This is a genomic window from Pseudomonas sp. NFR09 (assembly GCF_900111535.1).
GTDB classification, from domain to species: domain Bacteria; phylum Pseudomonadota; class Gammaproteobacteria; order Pseudomonadales; family Pseudomonadaceae; genus Aquipseudomonas; species Aquipseudomonas extremorientalis.
Genome location: NZ_FOIH01000008.1, coordinates 248,743 through 271,282 on the forward strand (window position 1 = coordinate 248,743; position 22,540 = coordinate 271,282).

Annotated in this window: 17 protein-coding genes and 4 tRNA genes; 2 read left to right on the plus strand and 19 right to left on the minus strand. The window is 60.9% G+C overall.

All coding sequences use genetic code 11. The annotated features are described in order from the left end of the window. Nucleotides 1-27: 27 nt before the first annotated feature. The 9 genes from BMX59_RS19290 to leuC form a co-directional block, all read right to left on the minus strand. Complete coding sequence (locus BMX59_RS19290; protein ID WP_093124669.1) at nucleotides 28-660, minus strand: phosphoribosylanthranilate isomerase; 633 nt, start codon at nucleotides 658-660, stop codon at nucleotides 28-30. Between the two features lie 64 nt (nucleotides 661-724). After that, complete coding sequence (gene truA, locus BMX59_RS19295; RefSeq protein WP_071492219.1) at nucleotides 725-1,549, minus strand: tRNA pseudouridine(38-40) synthase TruA; 825 nt, start codon at nucleotides 1,547-1,549, stop codon at nucleotides 725-727. A gap of 141 nt (nucleotides 1,550-1,690) precedes the next feature. After that, nucleotides 1,691-4,240 carry a FimV/HubP family polar landmark protein gene (locus BMX59_RS19300; protein ID WP_093124672.1) on the minus strand — a complete coding sequence of 850 codons (2,550 nt, stop codon included), beginning with the start codon at nucleotides 4,238-4,240 and terminating at the stop codon, nucleotides 1,691-1,693. Between the two features lie 162 nt (nucleotides 4,241-4,402). Beyond that, nucleotides 4,403-5,413 (minus strand): aspartate-semialdehyde dehydrogenase, encoded by a 1,011-nt coding sequence (locus BMX59_RS19305; RefSeq protein ID WP_093124675.1) that lies wholly within the window; start codon nucleotides 5,411-5,413, stop codon nucleotides 4,403-4,405. Nucleotides 5,414-5,652: 239 nt separating this feature from the next. Beyond that, nucleotides 5,653-6,765 carry an aspartate-semialdehyde dehydrogenase gene (gene asd, locus BMX59_RS19310; protein ID WP_092250344.1) on the minus strand — a complete coding sequence of 371 codons (1,113 nt, stop codon included), beginning with the start codon at nucleotides 6,763-6,765 and terminating at the stop codon, nucleotides 5,653-5,655. Nucleotides 6,766-6,829: 64 nt separating this feature from the next. Then, nucleotides 6,830-7,912 (minus strand): 3-isopropylmalate dehydrogenase, encoded by a 1,083-nt coding sequence (gene leuB, locus BMX59_RS19315; RefSeq protein WP_092250341.1) that lies wholly within the window; start codon nucleotides 7,910-7,912, stop codon nucleotides 6,830-6,832. A gap of 53 nt (nucleotides 7,913-7,965) precedes the next feature. After that, on the minus strand, nucleotides 7,966-8,730 hold the full coding sequence (locus BMX59_RS19320; protein WP_093124680.1) for a class I SAM-dependent methyltransferase: 765 nt from the start codon (nucleotides 8,728-8,730) through the stop codon (nucleotides 7,966-7,968). Nucleotides 8,731-8,858: 128 nt separating this feature from the next. Further along, nucleotides 8,859-9,503 (minus strand): 3-isopropylmalate dehydratase small subunit, encoded by a 645-nt coding sequence (gene leuD / locus BMX59_RS19325; protein WP_058426887.1) that lies wholly within the window; start codon nucleotides 9,501-9,503, stop codon nucleotides 8,859-8,861. A 10-nt stretch (nucleotides 9,504-9,513) separates the two neighbouring features. Continuing rightward, complete coding sequence (gene leuC, locus BMX59_RS19330) at nucleotides 9,514-10,932, minus strand: 3-isopropylmalate dehydratase large subunit (protein WP_093124685.1); 1,419 nt, start codon at nucleotides 10,930-10,932, stop codon at nucleotides 9,514-9,516. Between the two features lie 139 nt (nucleotides 10,933-11,071). Between leuC and BMX59_RS19335 the strand changes: the two genes are divergently transcribed. Both BMX59_RS19335 and BMX59_RS19340 read left to right on the plus strand, forming a co-directional pair. Next, on the plus strand, nucleotides 11,072-11,962 hold the full coding sequence (locus BMX59_RS19335) for a LysR family transcriptional regulator (protein ID WP_071492224.1): 891 nt from the start codon (nucleotides 11,072-11,074) through the stop codon (nucleotides 11,960-11,962). Nucleotides 11,963-12,028: 66 nt separating this feature from the next. Further along, entirely contained in the window at nucleotides 12,029-15,307 is a 3,279-nt protein-coding gene (locus tag BMX59_RS19340) for an EAL domain-containing protein (protein WP_093124688.1), read from the plus strand. Nucleotides 15,308-15,311: 4 nt separating this feature from the next. Here BMX59_RS19340 and BMX59_RS19345 read toward each other — a convergent pair whose 3' ends face one another. The 10 genes from BMX59_RS19345 to BMX59_RS19390 form a co-directional block, all read right to left on the minus strand. After that, entirely contained in the window at nucleotides 15,312-16,610 is a 1,299-nt protein-coding gene (locus tag BMX59_RS19345; RefSeq protein WP_092250329.1) for a hypothetical protein, read from the minus strand. 140 nt (nucleotides 16,611-16,750) lie between these two features. Continuing rightward, a complete protein-coding gene (locus BMX59_RS19350; RefSeq protein WP_093124692.1) occupies nucleotides 16,751-18,289 on the minus strand; it encodes a hypothetical protein in 1,539 nt (512 codons plus the stop codon). Between the two features lie 553 nt (nucleotides 18,290-18,842). Continuing rightward, a complete protein-coding gene (locus tag BMX59_RS19355; protein ID WP_092250323.1) occupies nucleotides 18,843-19,802 on the minus strand; it encodes a tRNA dihydrouridine synthase in 960 nt (319 codons plus the stop codon). Between the two features lie 55 nt (nucleotides 19,803-19,857). Continuing rightward, a complete protein-coding gene (locus BMX59_RS19360) occupies nucleotides 19,858-20,292 on the minus strand; it encodes an acyl-CoA thioesterase (protein ID WP_033901813.1) in 435 nt (144 codons plus the stop codon). 40 nt (nucleotides 20,293-20,332) lie between these two features. After that, nucleotides 20,333-21,166, minus strand: a complete 834-nt coding sequence (locus BMX59_RS19365; protein ID WP_092250500.1) for an alpha/beta hydrolase — start codon at nucleotides 21,164-21,166, stop codon at nucleotides 20,333-20,335. 14 nt (nucleotides 21,167-21,180) lie between these two features. Further along, the gene (locus BMX59_RS19370) at nucleotides 21,181-21,720 is read right to left on the minus strand and encodes a TetR/AcrR family transcriptional regulator (protein ID WP_058426896.1); all 540 of its coding nucleotides are present in this window, start codon (nucleotides 21,718-21,720) and stop codon (nucleotides 21,181-21,183) included. Nucleotides 21,721-21,900: 180 nt separating this feature from the next. Next, nucleotides 21,901-21,976 (minus strand) — tRNA-Glu (locus BMX59_RS19375). Between the two features lie 77 nt (nucleotides 21,977-22,053). Then, a tRNA-Ala gene (locus BMX59_RS19380) sits at nucleotides 22,054-22,129 on the minus strand. 50 nt (nucleotides 22,130-22,179) lie between these two features. Beyond that, nucleotides 22,180-22,255, minus strand: a tRNA-Glu gene (locus tag BMX59_RS19385). A gap of 78 nt (nucleotides 22,256-22,333) precedes the next feature. Beyond that, nucleotides 22,334-22,409, minus strand: a tRNA-Ala gene (locus BMX59_RS19390). Between the last annotated feature and the right edge of the window lie 131 nt (nucleotides 22,410-22,540).

Consider the following 22,540-nt stretch of genomic DNA (forward strand, 5'->3'; position numbering starts at 1 on the left):
TTATGGACGGCGGCAGACTGCCAGCCGTCACATTGCACCGCTGCTGTTGCGCACAGCCTGCATGAATGCGCGAATCTTGCTGTGATCCTTGATGCCCTTACCCTGCTCCACCCCACCGCTGACATCCACAGCATACGGCCGCACCTGTTCGATTGCCGCCCCGACATTTGCGGGGTTGAGCCCGCCGGCCAGGATGATCGGCTTGCTCAAGCCTGCGGGAATCAGCGACCAGTCGAACGCTTCGCCAGTACCGCCGGGTACGCCTTCGACATAGGTGTCCAGCAAAATCCCGCGGGCACTGCCGTAGGCGGAACACGCCGCCGCAATATCATCCCCGGCCTTGACGCGCAACGCCTTGATATACGGCCGCTGGTAACTTTCACATTCCTCAGACGTTTCGTCGCCATGGAACTGCAACATGTCCAAGGCTACGGCATCCAGGGTTTCGTTGAGCTCGCAGCGACTGGCATTGACGAACAGACCCACGGTGGTCACGAACGGCGGCAATGCGGCGATGATCGCTCGCGCCTGCAGCACGTTCACCGCCCGTGGGCTCTTGGCATAAAACACGAAACCGATGGCATCCGCCCCTGCCTCGACCGCCGCCAGCGCGTCTTCTATGCGGGTAACCCCGCAAATCTTGCTGCGAACGGCTGACATGTCGTGGAAACCTCCAGGGTTGGACCGAGAAAGCCCCGGATGGTAACAAAAGCTTTTCCGGGCGTCAGCCGCCAAGTTCGCTGAAACCTGTGAGGAAGTGTGGTCCGATGAAACGCTCCGGCAACTCGAACTCGTCTCGGTACTCCACATCCACCAGGTACAGGCCGAACGGGTGTGCCGTGACCCCTCCCGTGCGACGAACGCGGCTTTCCAGCACTTCCCTGGCCCACTCTACCGGACGCTCGCCAGTGCCGATGGTCATCAGCACCCCGGCGATGTTGCGCACCATGTGATGCAGGAAGGCCCCGGCACGGATATCCAGCACGATCATCTTGCCGTGACGAGTCACCCGCAGGTGGTGGACCTCCTTGATCGGCGACTTGGCCTGGCACTGGCCGGCACGGAAGGCGCTGAAATCATGCACACCCACCAGGTGCTGCGCGGCCTCTGCCATGCGCTCGGCGTCCAGCGGGCGGTGGTTCCAGGTAATTTCTTCGTTAAGGTGCGCCGGGCGGATCTGGTCGTTGTAGATCACATAGCGATAGCGCCGGGCGATGGCCTTGAAACGCGCATGAAAATGCGCCGGCATGACCTTGGCCCAACTGACGCTGACGTCATGGGGCAAATTGATATTTGCGCCCATCACCCAGGCCTTCATTGACCGCTCGGCCTGAGTGTCAAAGTGCACCACCTGGCCACACGCATGCACACCGGCGTCGGTACGCCCGGCGCACATCAGCGATACCGGTGAATCGGCGACTTTCGACAGGGCGTTCTCCAGGGTCTCCTGCACCGTCAGCACGCCGGACGCCTGACGCTGCCAGCCGCGATAGCGCGAGCCCTTGTATTCCACGCCCAAGGCGATGCGGTAAAAGCCTGCGGCCGCCATTTCGGCGGTCGGGTTATCTATATTTGCCAAGAACTGAGAGCCTGATGAGTTGCGCGAAGGCGGCCATTATGCCGGTTTGCAGGGGAGCCCACAAAAGCAAAACGGCGACCCGAAGGTCGCCGCTGTTTGAACAATGGGCTGTCAAGCCAACCGACCGAGCATTTCCTTGGCCTCGCCGCGTTGAACCTCATCGCCTTCGGTCAACACTTCGGAAAGGATATCCCGCGCGCCGTCCGCATCGCCCATGTCGATATAGGCCTGGGCCAGGTCGAGCTTGGTAGCCACCTCATCCGTGCCGGAGAGGAAGTCGAATTCCGGCTCATCATCGCCCAACGCCGCGTCTTCTGCGTTAAAGGACGGCTCGATGGACGGATGTTCCAGGCTCTGGGACAGGCGATCCAGCTCGGCGTTGACATCATCCAGTTCCGACGTGAAAGCATCGGGCTTGGCGGCCGCTTCCGGCTCATCGGCCAGGGACAGGTCGAAATCCTCCGGCAAATCGAAGTCATCCAATGCCGCAGGCGTGAGGGTCGGCGGCTCGACGGCCGGCACGTCCTTCATCTGCTCTTCCAGGCCCGAGAGGAAGTCGTCATCGGATTGTGCCGAAGCTGGGGCATCCAGTTGCAGGTCGAGATCGAAGTCCGACAAGTCGTCCGTAGCGGCCTTGGCTTCGGTCTGCTGCTGCAACAGCGACTCGAAGGTCTGCTGATCGTCCTTGATCTGAGCCGGGGAAGCTTCTTCAAGATCGTCCAGGCTGAGATCGAAATCAGTGTCAAAGGCCTCCGGCTGCGCAGGCGCCGGTTTGTCTTCGAGCAAATCCTTGACGTATTGAGCATCCAGGGCAGCAGCCGCCACGGCGGCACTGACACCCGCCGCCAACACGGCCATGGCCGGGAAGCGACTCTTGAGCTGCTCGACCTGGGCGTGGTTTTCACCATTGGCCACCAGTTGACGCTCCTGGGTCACGAAACCGTCCTTGTCGTTTTGCAGGCCGTAGACTTCCATCAGTTTCAAGCGCAGGTCGCTGCGCTTGGGCTCATGCTTGATCGCTTGCTCCAGCACGTCGGCGGCCTGGTTCAGGTGACCACGATCGATATGAGACTGGGCCTGGGCCAGCGCATCGTTTGAATTCACCGGAGCCACGGCAACCGCCAGCGGCGCAAGTACGGAAGCAACAGTCGGCACAACAGCCGCCGGTTCAACCACCGGAGCCGGGGCCGGTGCGGCGGCCAGCTTTACGCTGGGCGGCGGCGTCTCCAGGCCTTCGAAGCTGCTCGACGGCAGGTCGTCATGAAGATTCGAGGTGAACTCCGGCTCTTCAGCCAGGGCACGCGCCATGCGCAGGTGTTTTTCCTCTTCACGGCGCGCATTGCGATGGCGCGCCCATAACAGCAGGAGCAGCAGCACCAGCAAGCCCGCCGCACCACCGATCACACCGAGGACGATCGGGTTGGTCAGCAGTTCGTTGAATTTGCCGTCGGCGCTGGCCGGTGCCGCGTCCGCCTTGGCCGGCTCAGGCGCTGGCGCGACGGGTGCAGGGGTGGCGACCTCGGGCGTAGCAGGTGCAGTGGATGGCTCGCCTGCCAACTGCGCGGGCATCGCGGCAGTCGCCGGAGCACCCGGAACAGCCTTTTCAGCCTGCAAACGGGCGAGCTGATCGTTTTTCAGTTGAATCAGTTTTTGCAGCTTGTCCAACTGGCTTTGCAGGTCTGCCGCGCGGCTTTTCAGCTCTTCGTTGTCGCGACGGGTGGTGTCCAGTTGCTCCTGGGTCATCGCCAGCTTGTCGCTGAGTGCCGCGCTGTCGCCCGCCTTGCCCTTGGCGCCCTTCTTGGCGGCCTCGGCCGACACCAGGCTCAGGTTGTCTTTGGTGTTGGTACTTGCGGGCGCGTTACCGGCCTGGGTGCGCTTGGTGGCGTCCAGTTGCTGCTTGCCCGCTGCCGGGTTGGTGGCGGCGCGTCGGCCCTGGCGCCAGGCGGCATTTTGCGCGCTCACCTCAGCAATTGCCTGGGGTTGCGGCAGTGCAGTGCTTTGTACGGCATCCGGCAGACGCAGGACCTGGCCGGTTTTCAGCCGGTTGATATTGCCGTCGATGAACGCATCCGGGTTCAGCGCCTGGATCGCCAGCATGGTCTGCTGCACGGAGCCGCCATTACGGTGCTTCGCGGCGATTTCCCACAGGGTGTCGCGGGAGGTGGTGGTGTGCTGTGCCGGTTTGCTCGCGGCGGGCGCGGCGTCGGTCGGCGCAGCCAGACGCGGCGCAGGCGCGGCAGCGGTGGGTGCCGGCTGCTCGAACTTGGCCGGGTCGAGCAACACGCTGTAGTCACGCATCAAACGGCCATTAGGCCATTGCACCTGCAACAGGAAACGCACGTAGGAATCAGGCAACGGCTTGCTGGAGGTGACGCGCACCACGCTGCGGCCGTTTGGATTGACCACCGGGGTAAACGTCAGGTCATCGAGAAACGCCTGGCGATCAACGCCCGCGTCCACAAATGCCTGGGACGAAGCCAGGCTTGGCGTGATCTCGGAGGCCGTGAGGCCACCGACATCGAGCAATTCGATTTCCACCGCCAACGGCTGGTTCAACTTCGACTTGAGGGTCATCTCCCCCAGCTGCAGCGCCTGCGCCATACCGGAGGACAGCGCCGAGGCGGCCGCTATTGCTAACACCAGTTTGCGAACTTGAACCATAGCCTCATCCTTTGTTTGAACACTCCCCGGCCTGCGAGAAGGTTGGTAACCGCTGCCATAAGGCATGGCGAGCCGATAGGTCACCGACGCGCAACTTTTCCTGCCTGGGACCAAGCATAGCGCCTGGCTAGAATCAATCTACAAATTGCCGCCAAGTATCTTTTACGCAAGGCCTTTTATCAACAACTGCGCCAGCTGCACGGCATTCAGTGCGGCGCCTTTGCGTACGTTATCTGACGTCAGCCACAGATTTAGTTCCGCCGGGTCATCCACACCTGCCCTGACGCGACCGACGTAGACCACATCCTGGCCCACTGCATCGCCGACGGCTGTAGGAAAATCCCCTTCATCCACAAGCTCGATGCCCGGCGCAGCGTCAAGTGCGCGGCTCACCGCCGCCAGATCAACCGCCGCCCCCAGTTGCAAGGACACTGTCAGGCTATCGCCAAAAAACACCGGGGCTTGAACGCAGGTTGCGGAAATCTTTAGCAAAGGTAATTCCAGCACTGCACGCAATTCGTGGACCAGGCGTTTTTCCAGGACCGTATGCCCCTGGGCGTCTGGCGTGCCAACCTGAGCCAACAGGTTGAAGGCGACCTGTCGATCAAAGAACTTCGGCTCCAGCGGGCGCATATTCAGCAGCTCGGCGGTTTGCCGGGCCAGTTCGCTGACGGCTTCACGCCCTTGGGCCGACATCGCCAGGCTGGCGGTGACGCTCACCCGCTGGATATCCAGCAAGCCCCGCAGAGGCGCCAGCACCACCGCCAGGTTGGTCGCCGACGGGCTGGGGCTGCCGAGCTGGAACGGCTTCTTCAGCCCCTGCAGCACGTGGGCATTGGCCTCCGGCACCACGTGCGGAGCCTGCGTGGCCGGCAAGGCGCCGGACAAGTCGATCACCGAGCACCCAGCCGCCGTGGCTCGCGGCGCAAAACTCAGGGTGACCGCCGGCCCCGCCGCAAAGAACGCCAACTGCGCCTTGCTGAAGTCGAATTCGTCGACCTCCTTGACCCGCACATTCTTGCCACGAAAGGGCACGGAGGCGCCCGCCGAGTTGTTGCCCGCCAGCAAATACAGAGTGCCCACCGGAAAATCCAACTCTTCCAGGATCTGCACCAGGGTTTCGCCGACGGTGCCGGTGGCGCCGATCACGGCGATTTCAAAAGTCTGGGTCATGGGGGCTGCCTCGGGCATTGCGGGGGGAGCGGCACTTTACCGGGTGGTGGGGGGTGAGGCAATTAAGCTGGCATTTGTGGTAGGGCTGATGGCCTTATCGGGGGCAAGCCCCCTCCCACACTCGAACGGGTTCGCAGGTCAAAATGTGGGAGGGGGCTTGCCCCCGATGAGGCCCGACCAAACAACAAAAAACCCGCGCCTGTCACCAGAGCGCGGGTTTCCATCATTGCCTCACGCGATCAACGCTCCAGCAAGATCCGCAACATGCGGCGCAGCGGCTCGGCCGCGCCCCACAGCAACTGGTCGCCCACGGTGAACGCACCGAGGAACTGGCTGCCCATGTTCAGTTTACGCAGACGACCCACCGGTACATTCAGGGTGCCGGTGACCTTGGTCGGGCTCAGCTCCTGCATGCTGATATCACGGTTGTTCGGCACCAGCTTGACCCACGGGTTGTGCTGGCTGATCAACGCTTCGATATCGGTGATCGGCACGTCTTTGTTCAGCTTGATGGTCAGCGCCTGGCTGTGGCAGCGCATCGCGCCGATGCGCACGCAGATGCCGTCCACCGGGATCGGGCTCTTGAAGCGGCCGAGGATCTTGTTGGTCTCGGCCTGGGCCTTCCACTCTTCGCGGCTCTGGCCGTTCGGCAGTTCCTTGTCGATCCATGGGATCAGGCTACCGGCCAACGGCACGCCGAAGTTTTCGGTCGGGTAGGCATCGCTGCGCATGGCTTCGGCCACGCGGCGGTCGATGTCGAGGATCGCGCTGGCCGGGTCGGCCAGTTGATCGGCGACCGCGGCGTGGGTCGCACCCATCTGCTTGATCAGCTCACGCATGTTCTGCGCGCCGGCCCCAGAGGCCGCCTGATAGGTCATGGCACTCATCCACTCGACCAGGCCAGCTTCGAACAAGCCGCCCAGGCCCATCAGCATCAGGCTGACGGTGCAGTTGCCGCCGACGTAGTTCTTGGTGCCGGCATCCAGCTGCTGGTCGATGACCTTGCGGTTCACCGGGTCGAGGATGATCACCGCGTCGTCCTGCATGCGCAGGCTCGAGGCGGCGTCGATCCAGTAACCCTGCCAGCCGGCTTCGCGCAGCTTGGGGAAGACTTCGCTGGTGTAGTCGCCACCCTGACAGGTCAGAATCACGTCGAGGGTTTTCAGCTCTTCAATGTTGTAGGCGTCCTTGAGCGGAGCAATATCCTTGCCCACGGACGGCCCCTGGCCACCCACATTCGAAGTGGTGAAAAACACCGGCTCGATAAGATCGAAATCCTGCTCTTCCAGCATCCGCTGCATGAGCACGGAACCGACCATACCGCGCCAACCGATCAGACCTACACGTTTCATCGCAACTACACCTTGTTAAAAAGTGGGCCGCCTTGCAGCAACAACTGCAAGCGGGCCCGAGAGATTACAGATTCCGCAGCGCGGCGACTACTGCGTCGCCCATTTCTTGCGTACCGACCTTGGTGCAACCCTGCGACCAGATGTCGCCGGTGCGCAACCCCTGATCCAGCACCAGGCTCACGGCCTTCTCGATGGCATCCGCCGCGTCGCTCAGGTTGAAGCTGTAACGCAGCATCATCGACACCGACAAAATGGTCGCCAGCGGGTTGGCAATGCCCTGGCCCGCGATGTCTGGCGCCGAACCGTGGCAAGGCTCGTACATGCCCTTGTTGTTGGTGTCCAGGGACGCCGACGGCAGCATGCCGATGGAACCGGTGAGCATCGACGCCTGGTCGGACAGGATGTCGCCGAACAGGTTGTCGGTGACGATCACGTCGAACTGCTTCGGCGCACGCACCAGTTGCATGGCGGCGTTGTCGACGTACATGTGGCTCAGTTCGACGTCCGGGTAGTCCTTGGCCACTTCTTCGACGATTTCGCGCCACAGTTGGCTGGAGGCCAGTACGTTGGCCTTGTCCACCGAGCAGACCTTCTTGCCACGCACGCGGGCCATGTCGAAGCCGACACGGGCGATACGGCGGATTTCACTCTCGCTGTACGGCAGGGTGTCATAGGCCTGGCGCTCGCCATTTTCCAACTCGCGCACGCCGCGTGGCGAGCCGAAGTAGATACCGCCGGTCAGCTCACGCACGATCAGGATATCCAGGCCCGCGACCACTTCCGGCTTGAGGCTCGAGGCGTCGGCCAGTTGCGGGTAGAGGATCGCCGGGCGCAGGTTGCCGAACAGGCCCAGTTGGGCACGGATTTTCAGCAGGCCGCGCTCAGGGCGGATGTCACGTTCGATCTTGTCCCATTTCGGGCCGCCCACGGCGCCGAGCAGTACGGCGTCGGCCGCACGCGCACGCTCCAGGGTCTCATCGGCCAGCGGTACACCATGCTTGTCGATGGCCGCGCCGCCGATCACGTCGTGGCTCAGCTCGAAACCCAGGCTGTACTTGCTGTTGGCGAGTTCCAGCACCTTGACCGCTTCGGCCATGATTTCCGGACCAATACCGTCGCCAGGGAGAATCAGAATCTGCTTGCTCATGCGTTCCTCATTTCATCAAGCGACCCGCCCGTGGGCAGGTCGGGAAAAATCAATCAGCGTTCGGCAAAGACCACCAGCACGTCGGTGCTGAAGGTGCCGTCGGCCTGAATTTCGTAATAATCGCGCACTTCCTGACCCATCGCCTGTTGCAGCTCGAGGATCGCCGCGCGCAGCACCTGCGGCGTGCGCATGCGCTCGACCCACGAGGTGTATTCCAGGCGCAGGCGCTGGCGACTGCTGGTTCGTACATGCAGACCGGATTCGCTGAGCTGCTGCATCCACTCGGCGGCAGAGTAATCGCGCACGTGGCTGGTGTCGCGCAGCACTTCGACGGTTTGCAGGTAAGTGTCCAACAGCGGGCTGCCCGGTGACAAGACATCGACGAAGGCCGCCACGCCACCCGGCTTGAGCACCCGGCGCACTTCACGCAGGGCCAGGCCGAGGTCGCTCCAGTGGTGGGCCGAATAACGGCTGAACACGAAGTCGAACTCGCCATCGGCGAACGGCAGGCGCTCAGCGGCGCCGTTCACGGTGCGGATATTGTCCAGGCCACGGTCCGTCGCAGCGGCGGCAACCACGTCGAGCATCTGCTGGGACAGGTCGTAGGCGACCACTTCCTTGACCAGCGGCGCGACGTGAAAGCTGACATGACCGGCACCGCAGCCCAGGTCCAGCAGTCGCGCACTGCCCTGCCCGGCCAGTTCGGCCTGGAGCAGCGCGAATTCGGTGCCCTGGGCGTGCACGGCACTGCTCAGGTAGGCGCGGGCTTGCTCGCCGAATTGTTTTTGCACGACTTGGGTGTGGGCGGTGGTGGTCATGGTGGTTTCCTTGGGTTTTGGGGTGTTGGTACTGGCGCTATCGCAGGCAAGCCAGCTCCCACAGTCGGAATGCATTCCAATGTGGGAGTCGGGCTTGCCCGCGATGGGGCCCGCACGGTTACCGCCAATCAGGCATCGCGAAACAACCAAGGCTGGCTCGCCCGGTGCCTGGCTTCAAACGCGGCAATCGCATCGCCGTCCTGCAAGGTCAGGCCGATATCGTCCAGGCCGTTGATCAGGCAGTGCTTACGGAACGCATCCACTTCAAAGTGATACACCTTGCCGTCTGGACGGGTCACAGTCTGCGCGGCCAGGTCGACAGTCAGTTGGTAGCCCTCTTCGGCCTCGACCTGCTTGAACAGCTCGTCCACTTCGGCATCGCTCAAGATGATCGGCAGCAGGCCGTTCTTGAAGCTGTTGTTGAAGAAGATGTCGGCATAGCTCGGCGCGATGATGCTGCGAAAGCCATACTCTTCCAGGGCCCATGGCGCGTGTTCACGGCTGGAACCGCAGCCGAAGTTTTCCCGGGCCAGCAAGACGCTGGCGCCCTGGTAACGCTCGGCGTTGAGCACGAAGTCCTTGTTCAGCGGGCGCTTGGAGTTGTCCTGGTAGGCGTAGCCCACATCCAGGTAGCGCCACTCGTCGAACAGGTTCGGGCCGAAGCCGGTGCGCTTGATCGATTTCAAGAACTGCTTGGGAATGATCTGGTCGGTGTCGACGTTGGCGCGATCCAAAGGGGCGACAAGGCCGGTGTGTTGGGTAAAAGCACGCATCGGGTATTCCTCAGATCAATTCGCGAACGTCGATGAAACGACCGTTGACGGCAGCGGCGGCGGCCATGGCCGGGCTGACCAGGTGGGTACGCCCACCGGCGCCCTGACGCCCTTCGAAGTTACGGTTGGAGGTGGACGCGCAGTGCTCACCCGACTCCAGGCGGTCCGGGTTCATCGCCAGGCACATGGAGCAGCCCGGCTCACGCCATTCAAAACCGGCTTCGAGGAAAATCTTGTCCAGGCCTTCGGCTTCAGCCTGCGCCTTGACCAGGCCCGAGCCCGGCACCACGATGGCTTGCTTGATAGTCGAAGCCACTTTGCGGCCCTTGGCGATCACCGCCGCGGCGCGCAGGTCTTCGATCCGCGAGTTGGTGCAGGAACCGATGAACACGCGATCCAACTGAATGTCGGTAATCGCCTGGTTGGCCTTCAAGCCCATGTACTTCAAGGCGCGTTCAATGGAGCCGCGCTTGACCAGGTCGGTTTCCTGCGCGGGGTCCGGCACGTTCTGGTCGACGGCCAGGACCATCTCCGGCGAGGTACCCCAGCTGACTTGCGGCTTGATCTGGGCAGCGTCCAGCTCGACCACAGTGTCAAACACCGCATCGGCATCGGAGACCAGGTCTTTCCAGGCTTGCACAGCGGCGTCCCAATCTTTGCCTTGTGGGGCAAATGGACGGCCCTTGACGTATTCAACGGTCTTTTCGTCCGCCGCCACCATGCCCACGCGGGCACCGGCTTCGATGGACATGTTGCAGATGGTCATGCGGCCTTCGATGGACAGGTCGCGAATCGCGCTGCCGGCGAACTCGATGGCATGGCCGTTACCGCCGGCGGTGCCGATCTTGCCGATCACGGCGAGCACGATGTCCTTGGCGGTCACGCCGAACGGCAACTGGCCTTCGACTTTAACCAACATGTTCTTCATCTTTTTGGCGACCAGGCACTGGGTGGCGAACACATGTTCCACCTCGGAGGTGCCGATGCCGTGGGCCAAGGCGCCGAACGCACCGTGGGTGGACGTATGGGAGTCGCCGCACACCACGGTCATGCCCGGCAAGGTGGCGCCCTGCTCCGGGCCGATCACGTGCACGATGCCTTGACGCACGTCATTCATCTTGAATTCAGTGATGCCATATTCGTCGCAGTAGTCATCGAGGGTCTGCACCTGCAAACGCGACACCTGGTCGGCAATGGCTTCGATGCCGCCCTTGCGCTCAGGGGTGGTCGGCACGTTGTGGTCCGGGGTGGCGATGATGGAGTCGACGCGCCAAGGCTTGCGCCCGGCCAGCCGCAGGCCTTCGAACGCTTGGGGCGAGGTCACTTCATGGATGATGTGGCGGTCGATATAGATCAGCGACGAACCATCGTCGCGCCGTTTCACTTCATGGGAATCCCAAAGTTTGTCGTAAAGCGTTTTGCCGGCCATCAGTCGGTCCTCATCAGCGGTGTTTCTCTATGCCGGGCTTTTCAATAACCCTTTGGCTTGTGAGGCTGATGGTATGGCGCTACATTAAATAACTCAAATTCATATTTTTTATGCTTTGGATTACCAACTGGAATACACCATGGACCTGGCCAACCTCAATGCCTTTATCGCCATCGCCGAGACCGGCAGCTTCTCCGGTGCCGGTGAGCGCCTGCACCTGACCCAGCCGGCCATCAGCAAACGCATTGCCGGCCTGGAGCAACAATTGAAGGTGCGCCTGTTTGATCGCCTGGGCCGTGAAGTCGGCCTGACGGAGGCCGGACGGGCCTTGCTGCCACGCGCCTATCAGATCCTCAACGTGCTGGACGACACGCGCCGCGCCCTCACCAACCTCACCGGCGAAGTCAGCGGTCGCCTGACCCTGGCCACCAGCCACCATATCGGCCTGCATCGCCTGCCGCCGGTGCTGCGCGCCTTCACCCGGGCATACCCGAATGTGGCGCTGGATATTCAGTTCCTCGATTCGGAAGTGGCCTACGAAGAAATCCTCCACGGCCGCGCCGAAGTGGCGGTGATCACCCTGGCGCCCGATCCCCACAACCTGGTGCGCGCCACCCCGGTGTGGGACGACCCACTGGATTTCGTGGTGGCGCCAGAGCACAGCCTGATCAGCAACGGCCACGTCAACCTGGCCGATATTGCCGGCCACCCGGCGGTGTTCCCCGGCGGCAACACCTTCACCCACCATATCGTCAGCCGGTTGTTCGAGGCCCAGGGCCTCACGCCGAATATCGCGATGAGCACCAACTACCTGGAAACGATCAAGATGATGGTGTCGATCGGCCTGGCCTGGAGCGTCTTGCCGCGCACCATGCTCGATGATCAGGTGGCAAGTATCGCTTTGCCGGGCATACAGCTCAGTCGCCAGCTAGGCTATATCGTGCACACCGAAAGGACGCTGTCGAATGCTGCGCGGGCCTTCATGAGCCTATTGGATGCACAGGTCGATCTGCCAGGGATACCGGCATGAAACCGTGCGGCCTCGAGGTCTGAACTGTACCGCGCCATACGCCCATCGAGCCAAGGCCCTTTGATAATGCGCAACCCCGTCGACTCCGTGCCACCCCTGCCCCGCATTTACGCCCTGGACCCCCAAGAGGCGGAACAAAGCTGGGACAGTGCCCCGCAACTGCTGGCCGCGCTCAATGCTGCCCGGCTGGGCGCCTGGTGCTGGGAAATCGACACCGGCAGGATAAGCTGGTCGCGGGGCACCCAGGCGCTGTTCGGCTTTGACCCGCGCCAGCCACTGCCCAAGGACTTGGACTATCTGGACCTGCTGGCACCGGCGGATCGCGCCAGGGTGGTACGGGCCTTTCATGCGGTGCTGGCGGGCGAGCCGTTCGAGCAGGCCATGCACCACCGTATCCAATGGCCTGACGGCAGCTTCCACTGGCTGGAAATCAACGGAAGCCTGTTACCGGACAAGTCCGGACGCCGACGCATGATCGGCGTGATCCGCGAAATCACCCACCAACGCGAGCGGGAAAGCGCCCTCAGCCACTCCGAAAAGCGCTTCGCCACGCTGTTTCACCTGTGCCCGAACATGGTTCTGCTGACCCGCCAGTCCGACGGGTTGATCAGCGAGGCCAACCAGTACTTCGAAATGCTCTTCGGCTGGCCGGTCGCCGATGCCATCGGCCGCACCACCCTGGACCTGGGCCTGTGGCGTCATCCCGAACAGCGTGCACAACTGGTCAAGGCCACCCAACGCAAGGGCCTGCCCATCACCATGGAGGTGCAGTTCTGCGCCAGCAACGGCCAGATCCACGACGGCACCCTCAGCGCACAAAGGGTCGAGCTGGAGGGCGAGGCCTACCTGATCAGTACGTTTCTCGACACCACTGAGCGCAAAAACGCCGAGCAGGCCCTCAAGGACAGCCAGGAGCGCCTCGACCTGGCCCTGGACTCGGCGCAACTGGGCACCTGGGACTGGCACATTCCCACCGGCATGCTCTACGGCTCGGCGCGCGCCGCCCAACTGCACGGCCTGCCGCCGGAGCCATTCCATGAGTCCTTCGACGCCTTCTTCGAGGGCATGCCCGATGAAGAGCGCGATAGCATGCGCAACGCCTACCGCACCCTACGCGAAGGCCCGGCCGGCAACTATCAGCTGACGTATCGCGTGCCCATGGAAGACGGCAGCTCACGCTACCTCGAAAGCCGCGCCCGCCTGTACCGCGATGAGCACGGCGCGCCCCTGCGTATGGCCGGCACTCTGCTGGATATCACCGACCAGGTGGAACGCGAACAACGCCTGACCGCTTCCGAAGAAAAATTTGCCAGCCTGTTCCAGGCCAGCCCGGACCCGATCTGCGTCACCTGTCTGGAGGGCGGCGCGTTTATCGAGATCAACCCCGCGTTTACCCAGACCTTCGGCTGGACGGCCGCCGAGGTCATCGACAAAAGCGCCGAAGAGATCGGCCTGTGGGACGAGTCGAGCAAGCGCCTGCAGCGTATCGAGCGGGTGATCCGCGAGCAGGCATTGAACAATGTGGCGATCGTGGTGCATCACAAGAGCGGCCAAAGCCTGACCTGCGTGATATCCAGCCGCCTGATCAAGGTGGGCGACCAGTCGTGCATCGTCACCACGCTGCGCGATATCACCCAGCAGCAGCGCTCGGAAGCGGCGCTCAAGGCCAGCGAAGAGAAGTTCGCCAAGGCCTTCCATTCCAGCCCCGACGCCATTTCCATCACTGAGCGCGACACCGGTCGATATGTGGAGGTCAACGACGGCTTCTGCCGCCTGACCGGCTACCGCGCCGAGGAAGCCATTGGCCTGACGCTGTATCAGATCGGCATCTGGGCCGATGAAAACCAGCGCGCCGCGCTGCTGGCCGAGTTGCAGATCAAGGGCCGCATTCATCACCTGGAAATGCTCTGGCACAACAAGCGCGGCGAGTTGCTGGCGGTGGAAGTCTCGGTGGAGCCCATCACGCTGAATGAAACCCCGTGCCTGTTGCTGACCGCCCGCGATGTGAGCCTGCTGAAAAACGCCCAGGCGCAGATCCGCCACCTGGCCTATCACGACCCGCTGACCAACCTGCCCAACCGCGCCCTGTTGATGGACCGCCTGAGCCAGCAGATCGCCTTGCTCAAGCGCCACAATTTGCGCGGCGCACTGCTGTTCCTCGACCTCGACCACTTCAAGCACATCAATGATTCCCTCGGCCACCCGGTGGGTGACACGGTGTTGAAGATTGTCACCGCGCGCCTGGAAGCCAGCGTGCGCATGGAAGACACCGTGGCGCGCCTGGGGGGAGATGAGTTCGTGGTGCTGCTCAGCGGCCTGGAAGGCTCGCGCATGGAAGTCAGTGGCCAGGTGCAGGAGTTGGCCGACACCCTGCGTGAGTTGCTCTCGGAGCCGATGTTCCTGGACGGTCATCGCCTGCAGGTCACGCCAAGCATTGGCGTGGCATTGATTCCCGATCACGGCTCCACGCCAGCGGACTTGCTCAAGCGTGCCGACATCGCCCTGTATCGCGCCAAGGATTCAGGGCGCAACACCACGCAGATGTTCCACAACAGTATGCAAAAAACCGCCAGCGAACGCCTGCGCATGGAGACAGACTTGCGCCTGGCCTTATCACGTGGCGAGTTCAGCGTGCATTACCAACCCCAGGTGGACGCGCGGGGCAACAAGATCGTCGGCGCCGAGGCCCTGGTACGCTGGCAACACCCGCAATTGGGCGCTCAGTCACCTTCCGAATTCATCAAGGTGCTGGAGGACAGCGGCCTGATCCTTGAGGTGGGCACCTGGATCCTGGATGAAGCCTGCGCGGCCTTTCAACAACTGATCCACGAAGGCTTGGTAGACCCACTGAATTTCAGCCTGTGCGTGAACATCAGCCCCCGGCAGTTTCGCCAGAACGACTTCGTGGAGCGGGTGGAGCGCAGCCTCAAGCAACATCAGTTGCCGTTCAGCCTTTTGAAACTGGAGATCACCGAAGGCATCGTGATCCAGAATCTGGACGACACCATCAGCAAAATGCGCCGCCTGAAAAAACTCGGCGTGAGTTTTGCCATGGACGACTTCGGCACCGGCTATTCATCGCTCACTTACCTCAAGCGGCTGCCGGTGGATGCGCTGAAGATCGACCAGTCCTTTGTGCGCGACGCGACCCATGACCCCAACGACGCTGAAATCATCCGTGCGATTGTGGCAATGGCCCGCAGCCTGAACCTGGAAGTGATCGCCGAAGGCGTGGAAACCCCGGAGCAACTGGCATTCCTGCAAAAACTGGGCTGCCATTTGTTCCAGGGTTATTTGCATAGCCGACCCTTGCCGATCGAGGGATTCCGGCAACTGTTGAAGTAGCCCCTCACACCAGCTTCAATGCCCACATTGCTCTATCGGACCACCCCGATGAGGTCAAGCCGAGCTTTTGGCCGTGGTTATCCACCGATCCGCTGACTGCCACCACCGAATGGGTATTGTCAGCGAGCGTGCCAATGGCGCCTTTGGCCAACTCTTGCGCAGTGCTCTGCCGCACGTAGGCAGACAACCCCAACCTGCGCAACGCCTGGCCTGGCGCTTCTCCATCGTTCAACGAGTGCATGGCGTCCTCGAAACTGCGGCCAGCACGCATGTCGTTGTTCTCCATTTGCGCACGCTTGGCGCTGACGGCATACAAGAAATTGGCATCATCCTTGAGCGCCTGGTCAGAACCTTCCAGTTTTGACCCATGCTCGGCCTTGCGCCGCTCTTCATGGCTCAGAAACACCTTGTAGCCATCACGCATGATCACCTCAAAACCACCGGGTACAGCGCTGATACTTTTGTAAATGCCCGCGGGATTCTGACCAAACCTCATCATCGCGACTTTGATCGCCGACACCGTGACACAATTACCTGCGGCACCTTGATAAAAGCCGCTCCATATATTCTTGGGTTTCATGCCCACCGGCATCTGTGAAACAACCGTGTCACTGCCATTCGGCGAAGCCGTATCGGGTTGGGTTTTGTCGTTGAACAAACGGTAGCCGTACCCGCGGTCAACACGGCGTCTATCGTTGTAGTCGTGCCTGACGCCATCGAGAACAAACGCACTGCCTCGGCTATGCGTCTCGAGTACACCCGCCCCCCCATCACCCACCATCTGATGTGCCGGAACATATTGCGACAGCCCGTACACACCCATGCCCTGCAGCCCTCGCAGCGTCGTCTCACCCTGCAGGGTGTCAGCCAGAGCCTCCTCAAAGCGGGGATAGCCGCCCATCACCTGCTTGCGTTTAACATAGGCGGCGAGCGCGACGTTGGCGCTGTCGACTGCGTCGCTGTCTGCGCCGGTGAAACGGGAGGCGCGCCTTGTCTGTTCGAGTTCGTGGTGGGAAATCTTTCCCTTGAACTCATCCTTCATGGTGAAGGTATACCCCCCGGCAGCCGGTGCGAACCGGGCAAACATGTCTTCAGGTCTTGGCCCAAAGGTTGCCATCATCATCTTGATGACCGCCGCAAGGGTGCTGGTATCAAAGTTCTCGCCAAAATGCCGCCGAGAAGCCTCAAAGCCGACGCCCTTTGCGGTCGGTTTGGCAACCGCCTGCTCCGTAGCGTGGGTAACGTGCCTGTAGTCCGGTGAATTTCCCCAGCCGACAGGAGGAGCAAAGACAGCAAAGGTCATAAACCCTCCGAAACCAAATTGAATGAGTGAAAAAACGCTGCCCCCAACCAGCCCTCCCCAATCGCACCTGCGATCGGGGAGGCTGGATCCCTCATCAAGCGTTTAAGACGAGCCGGGGGACATCAAGACTCGTCTGCACCTCAGGCCCTTATCCCTTCCAATCGAGGATTCATGACCCTGCGAGGGGCGGTGGGGTTTTTCACTTCTACAGTTGGCTCTGCATCAACCTTGTCCGAAGTTTGTGGCTCTGGAGTGAGCGGCACCTGAACCTTCGGCTCAGTTTCGACCTTTACCTCGACCTTATGCTCTGGGGCAGGCGGCACCTGTACCTTCGGTTCAGCCTCGACCTTCACCTCGACCTTGTGCTCTGGGGGGGGCGGCGTCTGGACCTTCGGCTCTGCACCGACCGCTACCTCAGCCTTTTGCTCCCCCTTCGACTCGCTATTCACCTTGGGTTCAGTACCCACTCTCGCCTCTGCCGTCGACTGAGAAATGGTCTTTACTTCCGCCTCCGGCTGCGAATCCACCGTCACACGCGTCGACTGCTTCGGGGTGATGTCACGGATTGATACTGGCTGGTTCTCCCCCCACCCCTCCGAACTGATCCGCACGTTGACACCGGCCTCCACACGCACCCTGAACTGTTTGCCGTCCTGAGGTGTAACGCTCACTTGCGTACTGCCATCTGGCATGACCTGCACTTGGGCATCACTACCCGACGTACTCACCTGCGCTTCACTGCCAACTTTGCCCTGAACGCTCTTTCCGACAGTCTCCGCCGACGAACTATTGCTAAAACCAGTGATTTTCATCTGCGCGCCGGCATTAACGTTACCCTTAACGCCGGTAGTCACGCTGGTCGATTTAGTATCGCCTGCCGCGTTGACTTCTGCGCCGGTGTTGCCATCAGGATTTACTTGAGCGTCCTCACCCACAGCGACTGTTACCGTTTTATTACTATTACCCGTAGCCTTTACTTGCGTGGAGGCATCCGCGTAAGCATTTACGTTACGGTCCTTAGCCGCGATGACCGATCTCGATGTATGATCACCAGCAGTCTTCACTTGCGTGGAGGCATCCGCATCAGCATTTACCTTACTGTCCTTAGTCGCGATGACCGTTTTCAATGTATTATCACCAGCAGTCTTCACTTGCACGGAGCCATCAGCACCAACATTGACTTTAGCGCCCTTACCCGCAGTGACTGTCGAGTTATTATTGCCGCCAGCAGTCTTCACATCCGTGGAGCCATCTGCATTGGTACTCACATTCTTAATACCGGCGGAGACACGTTCACTGTTCTTGGCAAAAGGTAACGGCTCCCCTTTGGAATTCACCCCGCCCTCCACAGACACTTCAATACCACTCTCCGCCTTGGCTGCATGCGGTACTACTGTCGCGGCGTGAGAACTGAATCCCCTGCCGGACAACAGGCTGCGCATGGCTTTGAAGACCAGATCAAACATCTCAAATAATTTTTCCAGCGCATCAGAGTTAACGGAAATCTCCTTCGCCCCCGTTGCAGTCTGATTAACGTCTCGTGCAGCCCCTTTAATACCGCTATCCGTAGCAAGCGTGCTAGCGCGTTCAACATCTTTCACAGCACCGGTCGAACTTTGGCTCACCGACTGGAGTTCCGGAACAAAAACCTTAGGAGTGCCAAGCGATACATTGGACATCTTGTAACCTCATGATTAGTTATGTGCTGCCTCGAAGCATTTGAAAATCCGGACAGCAATTAATGTAAAACTGGAAACAATCATCATCTCGCAGTCCCTATTTTCGTGGACCGAAACGCAATCAAGTTCCAACAATCCGACCTCACAAAAGGCAAACAAAATTAAAAATCAGATTTCAGCCTATGGCTATTCAAGAAACCGCTCTAAATCCACTGCGCCAGCGAGTATTTCATGGACAAACAAGGTAACAACCAAGCCCAAATCTAAAATAATGAAACCATTTACTCCAGCAAGATTTCACACGTATGTTAATTGCGCACAAGCGCGTATCAGAAGTTAATAAAACTGTATTTTTCCTGAAAAATTAAGGTATCAATCAAATAACTGCATACATTCAGAACACGCTATCACCCTCGATAAACATTAATGCTGCCCCCCTGAAAATCCGGAACTTTCACTTAAACACCGCCAAAAAAAAGGGCGCCAAGGGCGCCCATTTATCGATGCGTTTGAAAACTTATTAAATATCAACGCTATTTTTCAGCGCCGTCACTCATTGACTGTCTACCGGCACCATACCGAGCAAACGGCTCACTTGGGCCAGCTCGGTTTCCCGACGCATCGCCGTAAACAGCTCCACCGCTTCCGGATAGTTGCGCGTGAGCATCGCCAGCCACTGCTTCAATCGACCTGGCGCCTGTCGCTCGGTCAGTTGCGCCACCGACTGGGTCCAGAAGTCCTGGAGCAGGGGCTGCATCTGCGCCCAGGTCATTTCGACCACCTCCTCACCCGCCCGCGCCGCAGCGATCTGCCGCGCCAGGTCCGGGCGCGCCACCAGGCCCCGACCCAGCATGATGTCTTCGGCACCGGTGATTTCACGGCAACGCTTCCAGTCTTCGACACTCCAGATATCGCCATTGGCGAACACCGGCACCTTGACCACATCCTGCACACGCGGGATCCACTCCCAGTGCGCCGGTGGCTTGTAGCCGTCGGTCTTGGTACGCGCATGCACCACGATATGCGCCGCACCGCCTTCCGCCAGGGCGGTGGCGCAGACCAGGGCGCCGTCGGGGCTGTCGAAACCCAGGCGCATCTTGGCAGTCACCGGGATGTGCGCCGGCACAGCACGGCGCACGTGCTCGACGATCTGGTTGAGCAACTCCGGCTCCTTGAGCAGCACCGCACCGCCACGGGACTTGTTGACGGTCTTGGCCGGGCAGCCGAAGTTGAGGTCGATGACCTGCGAACCGAGCTCACACGCCAGCGCAGCGTTTTCCGCCAGGCACACCGGATCAGAGCCGAGCAATTGCACGCGCAGCGGCACACCGGCAGCGGTGTGGGCACCCTGCAGCAGTTCCGGGGCGAGTTTGTGGAAATACGCCGGGGTGAGCAGGCGGTCGTTGACGCGGATGAACTCGGTCACGCACCAGTCGATACCACCGACACGGGTCAGCACGTCCCGCAGGATGTTGTCGACCAACCCCTCCATGGGCGCCAAAGCAATTTGCATGGAAAACACTCAACAAAAATCGTGGCGCAGTTTACTGGGTTTCCCACAGCAACCGTTAACCCCCTGTCAGGGCGGGGCCATAACCGTCGAGGAATTCAGCCGGCATGCGCTTGGGCTTGCCGGTGGACAGCTCAATGCAGACGAAGGTGGTTTGCGCACGCAACAGGGTCGCGCCGTCACGGGGGCGGACCAGTTGGAAGCGCCGGGTCATCTTCAGGCGCTGGTCCCAGTCGACGATCCAGGTGGCCAGTTGCAGCTCGTCGCCTTCATAACCGGCGGCCAGGTAGTCGATCTCATGACGCACCACCGCCATGGCGCGGTCCAGGCGGCGATATTCGGTCAGGTCCAGGCCCAGGCGCTGGGAGTGGCGCCAGGCGCAGCGCTCCAGCCAGGACACGTACACCGCGTTATTGGCGTGCCCCAGGCCGTCGATGTCTTCAGGCGCGACCTGCAGATCGATGATGAACGGCGTTGCCAAATCCCAGCCCATGCCTTGCTCCCAGTCGATTAATGTCGGCGGGGAGAGTGTATCAGGCGCTTTGCCGCTCCTGTAGACAACGGCCGGCCAGCAACGCCAGTACAGCGTCGATCACACGCGGATCGGCCAGGACTTTCTGGTGACCGCCCTGCTCCAGGCGTAGCAAGCGGCTGTCGAACCAGGCTTCGTGGATGGCTTGCGAGGCTTTGACCGGAACGAAGGTGTCGTCTTCGGCGTGCACGATCAGGCCGGGAATATTCATCTGGTAATGCGCCACGTCCAGGTGTTTGAGCGGCATTCCGAAAGTCAACTCGACCTCCTGGATAAACGCCGAACGCGCCCGCGCCGGCAAACCGACCATCCTGGTAAAGCCGCGCAGCACATCCAGAAAACGCGACGGCGCGGCGATACTCACCAATGCCTCGGTGCGCAGCCCCAACTGCACCGCCAGCATCGCACTGGCGCCGCCCATAGAATGGCCGATCACGGCGTGCAGCGGTGGCAACTCGGCGGCAGCTTCAAGCATGGCGCGGGCAAACAGCAGCACATGGGCTTCACGACCCGGCGAACGGCCATGGGCGGGGCCATCAAGGGCAATCACGGAATAACCGTTGTCGACCAATGCGCTGATCAAGCTGGCAAATTGGGTAGGACGCCCTTCCCAACCGTGCATCAGCAACACCGCCGGCCCCTGGCCCCAGCGCAACGCGGACAAGCCGAAACGCAGGGTGATGCGCTCCGATTGCGCCAGCAGCGGCAGTTCCCAGTCACGCGGCGGCAGCTCGCGGGGCGTCATGAAGGCACGACGCATGCGGTTGGCCACCGTTTGCGGCACCAGGTGGCCCAGCGTGCTGTTGAAGCGACGAACCCAGGTAAGCGTGCCCATCATGCAGCCCTCTTCTAGCGCACGGCCGACTTGGCGGCGCGCAGCACACGGTCAGACAACTCACCCGGCCCCAAGGCGCGGGCCAGGGCCAAGCCACCGATCATCAGCGCCATGTCAGCCAGGGCTTTGTCGGTGTCCTCGGGGCTGGCAGCCAACTGCGCAGCCATCAGCTCACAGTGCTCGTTCAACGCCTGGCGGAACTCATCCGGCAGGCGGCTCATCTCGCCGACCGTGGCGGGAATCGGGCAAGCCTGGGCAGTGGAGTCGCGGTGCTTGCGCGACAGGTAGAACGCCGCCACCAGGCTTCTGCGCTCCTCTCCGGTCAGCTGCGAGTCCATGTCATCAATCGACGCTCGACGCTTGGCCAGCAACTGGGTGAAGGCCTCCAGCATCAGCGCGTCCTTGCTTTCGAAGTGCGCGTAGAAACCACCGACGGTCAGCCCCGCCGCGCCCATCACTTCGCCCACACTCGGTTCAGCCGGGCCACGCTGGATCAGCGCGGCGCTGGCGGCCTGCAAAATGCGTTCGCGGGTTTGCGCTTTTTTATCGCTCATCATCGCCTCCGATGTTCATGGGTTGAATATTATTACCATAATAATATTTGGCAAGCGACGGGCATGACCGCTGGTCAGAAGAAAAGTAGGAAAGGAAAAAGAATTGGCCAAACGGCAGACAAACAAAAGGGCCATTCAATAATTGAATGACCCTTAAAAATCCCGCAGAGCGGGTAATCGTGGCGTCCCCTAGGGGACTCGAACCCCTGTTACCGCCGTGAAAGGGCGGTGTCCTAGGCCACTAGACGAAGGGGACACAAACCTTCTGTACACTGATCAGGCTGAGACTGATCGATCCAAGGACGGTGTTGCCGGAACCTTGGAACTGTAAATTGGTGGAGCTAAACGGGATCGAACCGTTGACCTCTTGCATGCCATGCAAGCGCTCTCCCAGCTGAGCTATAGCCCCGGATTTTTCGTCTCGCGACGCAGCAGACCTTTCGAACTGCTTGGTGAAACTGGCGTCCCCTAGGGGACTCGAACCCCTGTTACCGCCGTGAAAGGGCGGTGTCCTAGGCCACTAGACGAAGGGGACAAAACCTTCTGTACATCTGATCAGCGCTGAGAACTGATCGATTCAAGGACGTTGTGGCCAGACCTTGAACCTGTAAATTGGTGGAGCTAAACGGGATCGAACCGTTGACCTCTTGCATGCCATGCAAGCGCTCTCCCAGCTGAGCTATAGCCCCTCATCGGTGAGGACGGGGCGAATCTTAATGGCGGTTTGGAAACGTGTCAAATTTATTTTCAACAATTTCCAAAATTTTTTGCCGGGATAACAATCACTTACCAGCGAAACCCCGGAAAACCGGGGTTTCGC